The sequence below is a fragment of the Paraferrimonas haliotis genome (assembly GCF_002282895.1).
In the GTDB taxonomy this organism is placed as follows: Bacteria; Pseudomonadota; Gammaproteobacteria; order Enterobacterales; family Shewanellaceae; genus Paraferrimonas; species Paraferrimonas haliotis.
In genome coordinates this window covers 384,460-397,631 of the sequence record NZ_NRRB01000001.1, presented here as the reverse complement: position 1 = coordinate 397,631, position 13,172 = coordinate 384,460, and the positions used below count along the sequence as shown (strand labels likewise).

Genomic DNA, 13,172 nt, shown 5'->3' with positions numbered 1-13,172 from the left:
TTGATTTAAGGCGCTTGATTAAGCACCTCATTAAAATATCGAGTCAATTTGCGCGCCGCCGTTGACGGAGATGGCGCGTTATCGGTAAACCGTTCGATGCTCTCAATCTCACCCACATTAATTGAAAAATGCATCGGGGATGCGGGCATATTATACCAAGGGCACCCTTTATATAAGGCCAACGGTTGGCATTGGATCACCACAGGCTGTATCGAGGCATTGCTGCGAACCGCCAATTGAGCGGCGCCTCTTTGGCAATTAACCGCTTGTCCCACCGGGGTTCTTGAGCCTTCTGGGAAAATCAATACCGTGCGTCCTTGGCTCAGCCGTTGCTCAACCTGTTCAATAATACCCTCGGATTGATTGGGAATATAGCCAGCCATGCTAACCACATGCTTTATAAACGGATTGTGCCACAGGTCCGCCTTCACAATACAGTCGCACTGGCGTAAATACCCCATTAATATCACGACGTCTATCAAGGTTGGATGGCTGGCGATGATGATTCGCCCCGGTTGTTGTTGCAAGCCTTGTAAATTTTTAACGTCGATGGTCAGTATGTTTAATGCCGCCATAAACTGGGTAAAAAAGCGAAACGTACGACTAATGCTCGCTTGACAGTATAGTTGCCGCTGAGTTTCATCTCTGGTTTTTAAGGCAATGAGGGGAAACCAAACATAAGATAAAAACAGCCCGCCAATGCCAAACACAACAAACGACACGCCAGAGCAAGCCCCTCTGATGATTTTGCTTAGCCGAGTTACTAGTTTAGACGCCATGTAAGCTCACTTCCAAAGAGACTGCTATTAAAGCTCGAGGGCGTTTGTAGCGCCTTTAAAAATGCTTCTAGCTCAAATGGATTGTTGCCAGCATTAGGACCCACATTAATTTGCCACGGCCCTTGGGTCCATAGGCGTAATACGATTAAATTGTCTTCTCGAGAGCGTTGGCTGTGGGCATGATAAATTGGCGGTAACGCTTCGTCGGCCACCATCAAGATGAGGTTGTTATAGCGACCGCTCGCCAGAGTCACCAGACTCTCAAGCAGCGCTGCTTCAAAGGTATTCTCGGCGGCACTGATGGTGGTGAAGGGAATGGCTTTGTTGGCGGCAATGGTGAGTAAACCCGGAGCAGTACTGACCACCGACTGCGCAAACGCCATGGGAGACAGTTCCTCCTCATCCGCGAGCTGAAACAACAATTTGAGCGTACGCTGAATTTCACCGCTTTGACTGGCAAACACGATGAACTCGCAGTCATCTTGTTGCAATAGGCTAAGACCGCTGGCCACCACGTTTTTTGATAAAGCACTGGCACGACGTTTCATGCCTGCGGGCACTTTAGCTAATTCTGGAAACGCTGAACTGCCGGCGGCGATGGCTTGTAAACCTTGATCGTTGCTAAGGTGCCACGCATCACACCCAATGGAAAGCTTCATGTTGCTGGTAATTTTCATCGCAAATCTTGCATTTATGCTAACATGACCCATCGTTATTCTAAATGCCCATAAATCGTAAAATAACAATGAGGCCCAAAATGTTACGAACAATCACAGTCCTATTTTTAACCCTGTGTATCTCAGCTTGCATCGTAAAACCACCGATGAAATTTGAAGATCGACCTGTGCCTGCGAACTTAACTGAAGTTCAAGTGCAAACCGCTATCGAGAAAGCCAGTTTTAAACGGGGCTGGATAATGCAGCTCAAAGCCCCAGGTATGATGGAAGCCAAATTAACCTTACGCACCCACGAAGTAACCGTAGACATTCCATTTACCACAGAGGGATATGCCATACGTTATGTCGACTCCGTCAATATGAACTATAAAAATGGCAAAATTCACACCAAATACAATACTTGGGTAACCAACTTGGATCGTGATATTCAGGAATCTTTATACGATGTTTACCGTCAGCAGGCCGGCAAGAGTGAGCAATAGTTTATGAACTTTTACAGTGACGACAAGCTCACACCGCTTGAAGCCAAAGAGCAAGCGCAACGCCTAGCCTTTGCCCCAGTCAGTTTTCAAACGGCGCAAGCCCTGAGGAAGCTTGGCATTTTATCGGCGCTAACTAACTACCAGGAGCGCGGTGCCAGTGCAGCTGAGTTAGCCCTAGATACTGGGGTCAGTGAATACGGCGTAGCGGTGCTGCTCGATATGGCCTTGTCTATTGGACTGGTCACGTGGCAAGCACCGAACTACCAGCTGACTAAGCTAGGGCACTTTGTCGATCACGATGCTATGACCATAGCCAACATAGATTTCGTGGCAGACATTTGCTATCAAGGCATGGACAAGCTCACCGAGTCGATACAACAAGCGAAACCGGTTGGGTTGCAATACCTTGGCGACTGGGAAACCTTGTATCCGGGTTTATCGCAACTGACGGAGCAACAAAAGAACAGTTGGTTTAACTTTGATCATTATTATTCCGATCGCAGTTTCGGCACCTTATTAGAAAAGGTGTTTGCTACGCCAACCACCAGTTTATGTGATATTGGCGCCAACACGGGTAAGTGGACCCTGCAATGCTGCCAACACGACAGCCAAGTTCAAGTGACCATGGTTGACTTGCCGCCGCAGTTGCAAGTGGCATTAGAAAACATGGTCACCCACGGTTTCCAGCAACGGGTTCAAGCCCAAGCCTGCGATTTGTTAAACCCGCAAAACGCCCTGCCTGAAGGTAAAGACGTGTATTGGATGAGCCAGTTCCTCGATTGCTTTTCAAAGGAACAAATTGTCTCTATTTTGACTCGAGTGACCCAGGCCATGCGTCCCGATTCGCGAGTGTATATTTTGGAGTTATTCCCAGATTGTCAGCCTTACGAATCGGCAAGCCATGCGCTGAATGCCACCAGCTTATATTTTACAGCGATAGCCAATGGCAACAGCCGCTTTTACATGAGCCACGAGTTTTTGCCGTTAATCGAACAAGCCGGTCTCACCATTGTCAGCCAAACCGATAACATTGGCTTGGGGCACACCTTAATCGAATGCCATAAGGCGTAAATCGTGCAAGCGCCCTTGGTTGCCCTTAGCAGCTTCGATAAAACGCTATCGAGACCGCAACAACAAATGCAGGGCAACCAGCTGTTAGCCACATTGCTTGAACGGCATTGGCAACGAGCGGTTAGTCCTGATTCCATTGGTCGGAACCAACATGGAGCCCCCACCTTAGATGACGGCAATCTTCACCTAAGCCTTTCCCACAGCGGCGAGCACCTGGTGGCAGCGGTTTACCATCAACCGCTGGGCGTAGACATCGAATTCATGAATCCTAATCGAAATCATCAAGGCATTTGGGATTACATTCGCCACCCGCAAGAGCCACAAGCAATTACCGATATTGCTCAGTTTTATCGCTACTGGACCACCAAAGAAGCCGCTTGGAAGTGCGCTCACTGCCAGTCGCCATCTCGGTTATCACTGCTTGGTGTGTGTGACGATGCGTTGGCGCTTGATTGCGGTTTAACAGTTCAACCGTTAGCGGCACCCAACGAGTACGCCATGACCTTGGTGTATCAACCATGAACCGTCTATTTCACCTTACAATAGGGCTTGTCTTACTTTGTGTAAGCGCCTTGGCAAGTGCTGCTGAATGGTCCATGTCTTATGGCAACAGCCCGCAACCGGGCGGCGCTCAAGACAATCAAATGATCGCTGCCGACTTGTTAATTCAAGAGTGGCAACGCAGCGATGTACAGCGACTCAGCTGGGGAGCGAGTATTACACACCTAAAAACCAACGCCATTGAGGGCAATAGCAACATTACCGCGTTGTCATTATTTCCCGAGTTGAAATTATTGCAGCCCATTGGTAAACAGCTGTATTACTTTCAAGTACGCGCCCTTGGCCCAACTTGGTTAAGTGAAAAACAATTGGGTGACCGCTACCAAGCCAGTCAATTTGCTCTGCTCGCTCAGGTGGGGGCAGGTATGTACTTTGGACCCGAGCGCAACTCCTCAATCGGTTTTTTCTACCGCCACTTCAGCAATGCCAATATTGACCAACCTAACGATGGTTTAGACGTCTTGTTTAACCTCTCTTTTGGTCATCGATTCTAACCAACATCCATGACAGGAAAGCCTGAACTATACTAACGATGACGATTGTTAGGGAGTAGTATTTTGAAGTGGTTGATTCGCGTGTGCGCAGGGCTTTTAGTCGCCTTTGCATTGGGAGGCGTAGCCTTACCTAATCATTATCAGGTAGTACAACAGATAGAAATAAATGCCGATAAAGCCGAGATCTATCCTTGGATTGCTGATTTAAAGCGCTGGCCACAGTGGACCTCGTGGCACAACAATAACCCAAAGCTGCAAATTGTGCTTGGCGATCCCAGTTTTGGTGATGATGCCTATCAACGTTGGGTGGACGAACAGGGGCGAGAAAAAGGCAACTTAATCTTTAATACTGCCCATCCGGATCACGGCGTTAGCTACACCATGTCGGTTGGGGACAATTACGCAACCGGAGACATTGCATTGCGTACACTGAAAAATCGCGTGACAGTTATACGCTGGCAAATGAAGGGAGAGTTTGATCGTTTTTTAATCGGTCCATACATGGCGTTATTCAGTCGTTATTTCATCGACCACAACTTTAAAAAAGGGCTCACTCGCCTAAAAACCGCCATAGAATCTAACAACGTGTAAAGGATTAACCGAGACTATGATGACGCTTTATAATGCCTTGATGGGGCGAGGTAAGTTCGGCCTTTGGGCGCCAGTCCATCTGTCCCGCTAAGCCAACTACTTCGCCAATAATCACCAAACCGGGACCATGCCCTTTAGCCTCGGTTGCTAACGATGCCAATTGAGACAAGCGGCCTAGTCGCCGTACTTGCTCCGCTCGTCCAGCGTTACTGACTACCGCCACGGGGGTGCTAGAGGCACGCCCCGCCGCTAGCAAGCTGTCTTGGATATGGGCTGCCGATTGCAACCCCATGTAAATCACTAAGGTATGGTTGGCTTGAGCAAACTCGCGCCATTGAGCTGGGTCTCCCTGCGCCATACAGTGGCCGGTTACTAAACTCACCGAGGTACTAATGCCCCGGTGCGTTAATGGGATACCTGCGTAGGCACTGGCAACGTTGGCGGCACTGACCCCTGGCACCACTTCAAACCGGACACCGGCTTTCGAGAGGCTCAGCAGCTCTTCGCCTCCTCGCCCAAAAACAAACGGGTCGCCACCCTTAAGACGCACCACAATACGATGATTTTGGTGGGCTTTGGTTACCAACAATTGATTAATGTCGGCTTGTGAAGCGCTGTGCTGACCAGCCCGTTTGCCTACGGCAATTTTCTCCGCCCTTGGGTTGATGAGATCGAGAATTTGTTGGCTCACCAAGGCGTCATAAAGTACGCAATCAGCCCTTTCAAGCAATCGATAGGCTTTCATTGTTAATAAGTCGGCGTCGCCCGCTCCGGCACCTACTAAGTAGACGGTAGCGGCGCCGTTGTTGCCTGTTAATTCATGCAATGACATAGCGTTTCGATGTTGTTGATAGGTACAGCAACTATACCTGTCTACTTATTCCGTAAAAAATATCAAAAATCGATTTAATATAACGATTAAGCATATAGAGAGACTCTGCATTTACGGCTACCCACACCACGCCTCCCCTGTTAGAATGACACAAAAAAATTACAAGGGACCAACATGTCGTTTAAGTTTTGGTTGCTCATTCTCGCTTTGGGACTGGTAGCATCCGCGCAGGCCGAGGACTCTCTCCTTCAAGAACGCTTAGAAACTGAAGCCGAGCAGCTCGGCGAAGCCTATGTGTTGACCACCCACCGAGTAAACTATTTACTACCAGTGAGTTACATGTCTCGCCCTAATAAGAAGCCCAGTCGCGACAACGTACCGGGCACTCAAGAGGTGGGACTGGACAACCTAGAAGCGAAGTTTCAAATCAGTTTTAAACTGCCCATAGCGACCAATTTTATTAATGACAACGGCTACCTGTTTGTGGCTTATACCAATCAATCCTATTGGCAAGTCTATAACAAAGAAATTTCATCGCCGTTTAGAGAAACCAACCACGAACCAGAAGCCTTTGTACTGTTTAGAAATGACCAAGAACTGTTTGGTTTGCGCAATTCGTTTTGGGGATTTGGTTTAAGTCATCAATCCAACGGCCAATCCCAACCTCTTTCCCGCTCTTGGAATCGAATTTACGGTCAAGCGGTGTTTGATCGCGGTAATTTCGCCATGATGGCGAAGGCTTGGTACCGATTGCCAGAAGAAGAAAAAGAAGATCCATTGGATCCCAAAGGCGACGACAATCCAGATATTGAACATTTCTTAGGGAACATGGAACTGCACTTCGCCTATGGCTTAGATAACCAAAGATACTCCATGATCGTTCGCAACAATTTGGATTTCAGCGATAACAAAGGTTCTCTGCAATTTAACTGGAGCTACCCAATTAAAGGCAACCTGCGTTTCTACGTACAGTATTTTAATGGGTATGGTGAGAGCATGATTGACTACAATCATCACAACCAACGGCTAGGCATTGGGGTATCGGTGAATGACCTCATTTAATCAATGCCACTGTCACCGAGGTTATCTACTGCTGGCATTTATCATCCTTGCTTTGAGTGTTAGCTCCTTTGGTGCACAGGCATCTAAAGTGGATTTGGTGCATGTGGATAAATCGATTCGCATGATGTACCTAAAGTCTGGCGACACCATTGTCAGTGAATATCGGATTGCCCTTGGTGACAATCCCAAAGGCCACAAGCGTCAGGAAGGCGATCAGCGCACCCCAGAAGGCTTGTATACGCTTAATTACAAAAATGAACATTCTCATTATTATCGAGCCTTTCACATTGATTACCCCAACGAGAAAGATCGCCGCATCGCCAAAGCCTTAGGCATCAACCCAGGTGGGCAAATCATGATCCATGGCCAAAAGCCACTGAACGCAGGTTACTCGCCACTGGACCAAAACTTCGATTGGACCAATGGCTGTATTGCCGTTACCAATGAACAGATGAACGAGATCATGAGCTTGGTGAGCGAAGGCACCCCCATCCACATTGAATGGTAGTTACCTCGAGCTAAATATCGAAATGCAATCCACACTCGCGCTTTAATCCAAAAAAGCGCGTGTCTTGCTCTAATTCACCGGGCTCGAGTGGCTTAGACGTATGAGTATCTCCAACCGACACATAACCTTTTTGCCATAACGGGTGATACGGCAATTGGTGATCGGTGAGATATTGATGCACTTGTTGATTATCCCAATCCACAATCGGCAGCAATTTATAGCGGCCATTTTGCACCGATAAAATGGGCAGTTGCTGTCGCGTATCCGACTGAACTCGGCGCAAACCGGCAATCCATACGCTGGTGTTAAGCTCTGCAAGCGCTCTATTCATCGGTTCCACTTTATTCATCTTGTTATATTGCTCTAGACCATCGAGCCCTTTTAGCCACAGTTGACCATAGCGCGCCTCTTGCCAAGCGGGACTGAGTCTAGAGCGATACACATGCAAATTAAGTCCAAATCGTTGAGTTAACTCATCCACAAATTGATACGTTTCATCGAACAAGTAACCGGTATCGGTCAAAATAACCGGTATGTCCGCCTGAACATTCACACTCATGTGCAGCAATAGCGCTGACTGAATACCAAAGCTTGAAGACAAGGCTTTGTTGCCTGGCAGCGAATTAACAGCCCAGGCCATGCGTTGTTGTGGAGTCCAGTTAGCAAGAAGTTCATTAAGCTCTTGCAGCGCCTGTTGTTGACCGGCTTTATCCAGCGCGGTTAACGTTTCAAGAGACGGAATCGCGACATCAAATTCAGAGTGCATAATAAACCTCTTACGCGTGAAAATCGGTGGCCGAGTGATACACAGGAGCGACTGCACCACTGCGCACCACAAAATCACCAAATGACTCGTTCTCGTCACGCTCGTTGGCAAACTTGGCAAACAAGGGATCGAGATGCGCCAATATTTGGGCTTCGGTAACGTTCTCTAACACCATTTTGTTTAAACGAGTACCCACATGAGACGCACCAAGGTACAGGTTGTAGCGACCGGTTGATTTGCCCACTAAGGCTATCTCGGCGGCGAACGGACGCGCACAGCCATTAGGACAGCCGGTAATTCGCACAACAATGGGCACATCGGCAATTCGGTGTTGCTGCTGGAGCGCTTCGACTTTGGACAAAAAGTCGCCCAAATACCGTTCAGCTTCCGCCATTGCCAGTGGGCAAGTAGGCAGTGCCACACAGGCCATAGACTGCCCTCGTGTGGCGGATACGAGTTCGCCGTATAAACCGTATTGTCGGGCAATGTCTTCAATGACTTGCTTATCTTCTTGCGCCACATTGGCAACGATTAAATTTTGGGTGGCGGTCATGCGAAAATCGCCTTTGTGGACGTTAGCAATGGCTCTTAGTCCTGAACGCATGGGACGATTTTCTTTGTCCACTATTCGTCCGTTCTCTAAATACAAAGTAAGGTGCCAACTGTCATCCACCCCTTTGTGCCAACCGAAGCGATCACCACGGCTGTCAAACTGCACCGGTCTGGCGGGTTTAAACTGGATACCGGAGCGTTTTTCCACTTCAGCTTTAAACGCCTCAAGACCACGGTCATCTATTGTGTATTTAAGACGGGCGCGTTTGCGATCAACCCGATTACCCCAATCTCGTTGAGTGGTAATGACCGCCTCAGCGACTTTAAGACTGTGTTGCGGCTCAATAAAACCTAAAACATCCGCCAGCCTAGGGTAAGTGTTGATATCACCGTGAGTTGAACCCATGCCTCCCCCAACACTGACGTTAAACCCTTGCAGCTCGTCACCGGTAGCAATGGCAATAAAACCCAAATCGTTGGTGTATACATCCACATCGTTGTGAGGTGGAATGGCTACCGCTGTCTTGAATTTGCGAGGCAAATAGGTATTGCCATACATAGGCTCGACGGTGGTTTCGGTGGTGAGCAGTTTTTCCTTATCTAGCCAGATTTCGGCATAGGCTTGCGTTTTCGGCAACAGATCCTCAGACAGTTTTACCGCAAACGGGTATACCTGTTGATGCAAGCTCGACTGAACGGGATTAGGGTTGCACATAACGTTACGGTTAACATCACCACAGGCTGCAATGGAATCAAGCCCCGCTTTATCCAACCCTTGAATCAACGCCTTCACATTGCGCTTAGCGATGCCATGATATTGAAACGTTTGGCGGGTGGTAAGCCGAATACTGTGGTAGCTGGTTAAGTTGGCAGCAATGTCATCGAGCGCCAACCATTGCTCCGGTGTACAAATACCTCCAGGCACCCGCGCTCGCAACATAAAGCTATGTAAAGGTTCGAGTTTTTGCTCGGCTCGCTCTTGACGTATGTCTCGATTATCTTGCTGATAAAAGCCGTGAAACTTAATCAGTTGCTGGTCACCCTCGGCGAAAGCGCCGGTGACTTGATCGGCCAGACCTTGCTCGATACTGCCACGTAAATAGTCGCTATCGGTTTTCAAATACTCGTTAACCGCCAGTTTTTGCTTGCTCATTAGTAAACGTCCTTTTGATAGCGATGATTGCTACGCAATGATTCTAAATAGTCCTGCGCCTGTTGATGGGTCATTTGCCCTTGCTGAGCAATGAGGGTGAGTAGCGCCTTTTCGACGTCTTTTGCCATGCGTTCGGCGTCGCCACAAACGTAAATGGCCGCACCTTGCTGTAACCATTGCCACACCGCAGGCGCTTGCTGCAGTAACCGGTCTTGGACGTACACTTTCTCAACCTGATCGCGCGAAAATGCTAAATCGATTTTTTCTAACACCCCTTGCTTCAAATAGCTTTGCCACTCGGTTTGATACAAGAAGTCTTGTTCAAAATTGGGATTACCAAAGAACAGCCAAGTGTTGCCTTTCAAGCCTTGCGCTTCTCGCGCTTGCATAAAACTTCTAAAAGGAGCAATGCCAGTTCCTGGGCCAATCATAATCAGCGGCGTTTGGGCATCGCTACTGGGCTTAAAGTGACTGTTGCTTTCAACAAACACAGACACTGTTTGTCCTTCTTCAATGCGATCCGCCAAATAATTGGAGGCCAGGCCGTAGTGGGTTCCAAGGCGGTTGTCTCGTTTCACTTGTGCCACTGTTAGATGCACCTCCTCTTCCACCAGCTGTTGACTGGATGCAATGGAATACAACCGAGGACTGAGCGCTCGCAGACTGTCCACCAGCTGCTGTGCTGTGACGCTGGCTGGAAACTCTCGGAACACCTGCAACCAATCACGCTGGGCAATGTAGGCTCTCAGGTGCTGCTTCTCAGCGATGCGCACCGTGAGTTCGGTAGCAGCACTCAGTTGCGCCCACTTTTGCAATTGCGGCGGGGTTATCAATGTGAGCTCAAGCCGTTTGGTTAAGGCCTCGCGCAATGACAGGGTTGCACCTTTAAGTTGCACAGGCTCGTCGCCATCGAGGCTAAGTGCCTCTAGCACCGATGACACCGTATCTGCCCGATTGTCGGCCCACACCCCAAGACTGTCGCCCTCTTGGTAACGAATGCCTTCAGGCAAGGCTAATTCAATGTGATAAATGTCTTTAATGGAGTCGCGTCCGGTAATGCTCTGCACCGATAACACTTCCGCTTCTACCGGTGCTTTGGCGCTGTAGCCTTGTTCCGTTTGCACGGCGTTACTTAAACTGGGGTTAATACTGACCACCTGTGCCGTGCTCGACGCATTTGGAAGAGACTCTAACCACTGTTTAACTGTGTTTTGTTGCCACTGTTCAGCCTCGCCTTCATAGTCGAGATCGCAATCTTGGCGAGGAGCTAAACGCTTAGCTCCCAATTGCTCCAAGCGCTCATCAATGTCTTTACCAGTTTGACAAAAATGCTCATAGCTGGAGTCGCCCAAGGCCAATACCGAATATTTGAGCTGGCTTAACTGTGGCGCTCTTTTGCTGTTTAAGAATTTATAGAAGCCGATGGCGTCATCCGGTGGATCCCCCTCTCCATGAGTCGATACCAACACCAACAAACCCTGCTCATCCTTTAGTTTACGAGGGTTAAACTCAGCCATTGAAACCAGCTCGCTTGTGACACCCTGCTGTTGGGTCTGCTGGAATAAGGTTTGTGCTAACGCCTTACAGTTACCGGTTTGACTGCCATATAAAATGGTCAACGTTGGTTGAGCGGCGGTGGTTGGTGCGCTGGTGTCAGTGTTTGCTGTAGTTGCCTCAGCATAGGTGGTCGCTTGCAGTGCCGCCGACGCTGAGGCGGCGAGGTAACCGCTCACCCACGCTTGCTGCAATGGGCTTAATTGTTGCGTTAATTGCGTTAACGACTGAATCTGGTTTTCTTCTAGTGGCGAAGCCAGCGCCGACAACTCTTTACCAACCATGTGTAATTCCAAGCTAAAACCTAGGGCATTCCCTAGTGTGAGTGATGCCCCCACTCTACCTAGGCGTTAAATAATTAAAAAAGAATAAAAGATGATTTTTTATTCCTTTTTGGAATATTGTTGGCGTGCTATGCTCGGCCGCTGTGTTGCTGCAGGTCACATTTCTTGAGGATAATTGACCTAAATCCAGCACTTCGGACGTATTTGAGGTTGAGATCCAGCTCAAAAAAAGCAGAATAAAAGGGCTTTAAAGGTACTAAGCTTACGCTGTGGCCAAAAGTAACTTCTGTAAAAATAAGCAAAACGTTCCTAAAGACAAGACGAGTTATTACCTTACCATTCCACTAGAGGATAACCTCCGTGAAAATCGGTTTACTAAAAGAAATCAATGCGGGTGAAAAACGGGTAGCGCTATTGCCTGTAAACGTCGCTAAATTGGTTAAAAAAGGACTTAATGTAACGGTTGAAGCAAGCGCTGGAAGCGCCTCTGGCTTTAGCGACCAAGACTACCAAGATGCGGGCGCCAGCATTGCTGAGCGAGACCAAGTTATGGCGGATGCGCAGGTGATCATTTGCGTCTCATGTAAAGACCAACAAGCCGAACAAGTTAATAGCCAATTACGTAAAGATCAGTGGTTAATTGCCACCATGGATCCATTAGCCAGAGCGCAGCAAGTCGCTGAGTACGCCAACACAGGCGTTACTGCATTGGCGTTAGAGCTCGTGCCGCGCATTACCCGCGCTCAAAGCATGGACGTGCTGTCATCCATGGCCACCATCGCAGGCTACAAAGCGGTACTGATTGCCGCCGAGAAAGCGCCGCGTTTGTTCCCTATGATGATGACTGCAGCCGGTACCCTAAAGCCTGCTCGAGTATTTATCATGGGTGTAGGTGTTGCTGGGTTGCAAGCCTGTGCCACGGCTAAACGGCTAGGCGCTGTGGTTGAAGCCTATGACATTCGACCAGCCGCTCGCGAACAAATTATTTCTGTAGGGGCTCGTCCGGTTGAGTTGAATTTGGAAGACAGCGCCACAGAAACCAAAGGCGGTTATGCCACCGAACAAACCGATGACTTTATAGCCCGCCAACAAGCGGCGATGGCCGACGTATTGGCTCAGCAAGATGTGGTGATTACCACTGCGGCAATCCCAGGTCGTCCAGCGCCTAAGTTGATTACCGCGGCCATGGTCGAAAAAATGAAACCGGGTACTGTCATTGTCGATTTGGCGGCTGAAACCGGCGGAAACTGCGAATTAACTGAGCTTGACCAAGTCATTGAAAGCAACGGAGTCACTATTATCGGGCCATCCAATATGGCCAGTATGGCCGCGACTCATGCCAGTCAAATGTTCGCGACCAACATTGAGAATTTACTCAACTTGATGATTGAAGACTCAAGTTTAACCCTTGATTTTGAAGATGAAATCATCAAAGAAACCACAGTCAGTCATCAAGGCGAGATTATAAGTCCGCGTTTACGGGACGTACTAGGCCTTAATAGCAATAACGAGGTATCACGCTAATGGAACTGTTAATACTGCTTACCTTATTCGTTGTGGCCATTTTTCTTGGGGTTGAGCTCATCACCAAGGTGCCACCAACATTGCACACCCCCCTCATGTCCGGCAGTAACGCCATTTCTGGTATTACCTTGGTTGGCGCATTACTGGCTGCAGGTTCCGGCGCTCCGGACCCACTGGTCAACATTTTTGGATTCATCGCTGTTGTACTCGCCACCATTAACGTAATTGGCGGTTATATGGTGACAAACCGCATGCTTGCCATGTTCAAAAGGAAGTAAGCCA

The 13,172-nt window shown here is 48.6% G+C and carries 15 protein-coding genes; 9 read left to right on the top strand and 6 right to left on the bottom strand.

The annotated features are described in order from the left end of the window. Positions 1 to 5 precede the first annotated feature (5 nt). Both CLC91_RS01915 and CLC91_RS01910 read right to left on the bottom strand, forming a co-directional pair. Positions 6 to 779, bottom strand: coding sequence for a lysophospholipid acyltransferase family protein (locus CLC91_RS01915; RefSeq protein WP_095497264.1), 774 nt, complete (start codon positions 777 to 779; stop codon positions 6 to 8). After that, entirely contained in the window at positions 764 to 1,456 is a 693-nt protein-coding gene (locus tag CLC91_RS01910; RefSeq protein ID WP_158220671.1) for a beta-ketoacyl synthase chain length factor, read from the bottom strand. The genes CLC91_RS01915 and CLC91_RS01910 overlap by 16 nt, the downstream gene beginning before the upstream one ends. A gap of 146 nt (positions 1,457 to 1,602) precedes the next feature. Here CLC91_RS01910 and CLC91_RS01905 point away from each other — a divergent pair, with 146 nt between their 5' ends. From CLC91_RS01905 to CLC91_RS01885, 5 genes are all read left to right on the top strand, one after another. Next, complete coding sequence (locus CLC91_RS01905) at positions 1,603 to 1,938, top strand: hypothetical protein (RefSeq protein ID WP_095497262.1); 336 nt, start codon at positions 1,603 to 1,605, stop codon at positions 1,936 to 1,938. A gap of 3 nt (positions 1,939 to 1,941) precedes the next feature. Continuing rightward, complete coding sequence (locus tag CLC91_RS01900; protein WP_095499894.1) at positions 1,942 to 3,009, top strand: methyltransferase; 1,068 nt, start codon at positions 1,942 to 1,944, stop codon at positions 3,007 to 3,009. A gap of 3 nt (positions 3,010 to 3,012) precedes the next feature. Next, positions 3,013 to 3,531: a 4'-phosphopantetheinyl transferase family protein gene (locus CLC91_RS01895; RefSeq protein WP_095497260.1), complete on the top strand. Its 519-nt coding sequence runs from the start codon at positions 3,013 to 3,015 to the stop codon at positions 3,529 to 3,531. After that, complete coding sequence (locus CLC91_RS01890) at positions 3,528 to 4,064, top strand: acyloxyacyl hydrolase (RefSeq protein ID WP_095497259.1); 537 nt, start codon at positions 3,528 to 3,530, stop codon at positions 4,062 to 4,064. The genes CLC91_RS01895 and CLC91_RS01890 overlap by 4 nt, the downstream gene beginning before the upstream one ends. Before the next feature lie 63 nt (positions 4,065 to 4,127). Beyond that, positions 4,128 to 4,655 (top strand): SRPBCC family protein, encoded by a 528-nt coding sequence (locus CLC91_RS01885; protein WP_158220670.1) that lies wholly within the window; start codon positions 4,128 to 4,130, stop codon positions 4,653 to 4,655. Between the two features lie 4 nt (positions 4,656 to 4,659). Here CLC91_RS01885 and cobA read toward each other — a convergent pair whose 3' ends face one another. After that, positions 4,660 to 5,487, bottom strand: coding sequence for a uroporphyrinogen-III C-methyltransferase (gene cobA, locus CLC91_RS01880; protein WP_095497257.1), 828 nt, complete (start codon positions 5,485 to 5,487; stop codon positions 4,660 to 4,662). A gap of 174 nt (positions 5,488 to 5,661) precedes the next feature. Here cobA and CLC91_RS01875 point away from each other — a divergent pair, with 174 nt between their 5' ends. Beyond that, positions 5,662 to 6,549: a phospholipase A gene (locus CLC91_RS01875; RefSeq protein WP_095497256.1), complete on the top strand. Its 888-nt coding sequence runs from the start codon at positions 5,662 to 5,664 to the stop codon at positions 6,547 to 6,549. Further along, entirely contained in the window at positions 6,536 to 7,057 is a 522-nt protein-coding gene (locus tag CLC91_RS01870; protein WP_095497255.1) for a L,D-transpeptidase family protein, read from the top strand. The genes CLC91_RS01875 and CLC91_RS01870 overlap by 14 nt, the downstream gene beginning before the upstream one ends. Positions 7,058 to 7,067: 10 nt before the next feature. On the opposite strand, the gene CLC91_RS01865 is transcribed toward CLC91_RS01870, so the two are convergent. The 3 genes from CLC91_RS01865 to CLC91_RS01855 are packed head-to-tail and all read right to left on the bottom strand — an operon-like array spanning position 7,068 to position 11,366. Next, the gene (locus CLC91_RS01865; RefSeq protein WP_095497254.1) at positions 7,068 to 7,823 is read right to left on the bottom strand and encodes a phosphoadenylyl-sulfate reductase; all 756 of its coding nucleotides are present in this window, start codon (positions 7,821 to 7,823) and stop codon (positions 7,068 to 7,070) included. 10 nt (positions 7,824 to 7,833) lie between these two features. After that, on the bottom strand, positions 7,834 to 9,528 hold the full coding sequence (gene cysI / locus CLC91_RS01860; RefSeq protein WP_095497253.1) for an assimilatory sulfite reductase (NADPH) hemoprotein subunit: 1,695 nt from the start codon (positions 9,526 to 9,528) through the stop codon (positions 7,834 to 7,836). Further along, complete coding sequence (locus CLC91_RS01855; protein ID WP_095497252.1) at positions 9,528 to 11,366, bottom strand: assimilatory sulfite reductase (NADPH) flavoprotein subunit; 1,839 nt, start codon at positions 11,364 to 11,366, stop codon at positions 9,528 to 9,530. The genes cysI and CLC91_RS01855 overlap by 1 nt, the downstream gene beginning before the upstream one ends. 360 nt (positions 11,367 to 11,726) lie before the next feature. Between CLC91_RS01855 and CLC91_RS01850 the strand changes: the two genes are divergently transcribed. Both CLC91_RS01850 and CLC91_RS01845 read left to right on the top strand, forming a co-directional pair. Then, a complete protein-coding gene (locus tag CLC91_RS01850; RefSeq protein WP_095497251.1) occupies positions 11,727 to 12,890 on the top strand; it encodes a Re/Si-specific NAD(P)(+) transhydrogenase subunit alpha in 1,164 nt (387 codons plus the stop codon). Further along, positions 12,890 to 13,168, top strand: coding sequence for an NAD(P) transhydrogenase subunit alpha (locus CLC91_RS01845; RefSeq protein ID WP_095497250.1), 279 nt, complete (start codon positions 12,890 to 12,892; stop codon positions 13,166 to 13,168). Before CLC91_RS01850 ends, CLC91_RS01845 begins: the two co-directional genes overlap by 1 nt. Positions 13,169 to 13,172: the final 4 nt, after the last annotated feature.

What these genes read in the sequence shown, in the direction of transcription:
- CLC91_RS01915 (WP_095497264.1), bottom strand. Translation starts at nt 779, where the DNA reads ATGGCGTCTAAACTAGTAACTCGGCTAAGCAAAATCATCAGAGGGGCT.
- CLC91_RS01910 (WP_158220671.1), bottom strand. Translation starts at nt 1,456, where the DNA reads ATGAAAATTACCAGCAACATGAAGCTTTCCATTGGGTGTGATGCGTGG.
- CLC91_RS01905 (WP_095497262.1), top strand. Translation starts at nt 1,603, where the DNA reads ATGAAATTTGAAGATCGACCTGTGCCTGCGAACTTAACTGAAGTTCAA.
- CLC91_RS01900 (WP_095499894.1), top strand. Translation starts at nt 1,942, where the DNA reads ATGAACTTTTACAGTGACGACAAGCTCACACCGCTTGAAGCCAAAGAG.
- CLC91_RS01890 (WP_095497259.1), top strand. Translation starts at nt 3,528, where the DNA reads ATGAACCGTCTATTTCACCTTACAATAGGGCTTGTCTTACTTTGTGTA.
- cobA (WP_095497257.1), bottom strand. Translation starts at nt 5,487, where the DNA reads ATGTCATTGCATGAATTAACAGGCAACAACGGCGCCGCTACCGTCTAC.
- CLC91_RS01875 (WP_095497256.1), top strand. Translation starts at nt 5,662, where the DNA reads ATGTCGTTTAAGTTTTGGTTGCTCATTCTCGCTTTGGGACTGGTAGCA.
- CLC91_RS01870 (WP_095497255.1), top strand. Translation starts at nt 6,536, where the DNA reads ATGACCTCATTTAATCAATGCCACTGTCACCGAGGTTATCTACTGCTG.
- CLC91_RS01865 (WP_095497254.1), bottom strand. Translation starts at nt 7,823, where the DNA reads ATGCACTCTGAATTTGATGTCGCGATTCCGTCTCTTGAAACGTTAACC.
- cysI (WP_095497253.1), bottom strand. Translation starts at nt 9,528, where the DNA reads ATGAGCAAGCAAAAACTGGCGGTTAACGAGTATTTGAAAACCGATAGC.
- CLC91_RS01855 (WP_095497252.1), bottom strand. Translation starts at nt 11,366, where the DNA reads ATGGTTGGTAAAGAGTTGTCGGCGCTGGCTTCGCCACTAGAAGAAAAC.
- CLC91_RS01845 (WP_095497250.1), top strand. Translation starts at nt 12,890, where the DNA reads ATGGAACTGTTAATACTGCTTACCTTATTCGTTGTGGCCATTTTTCTT.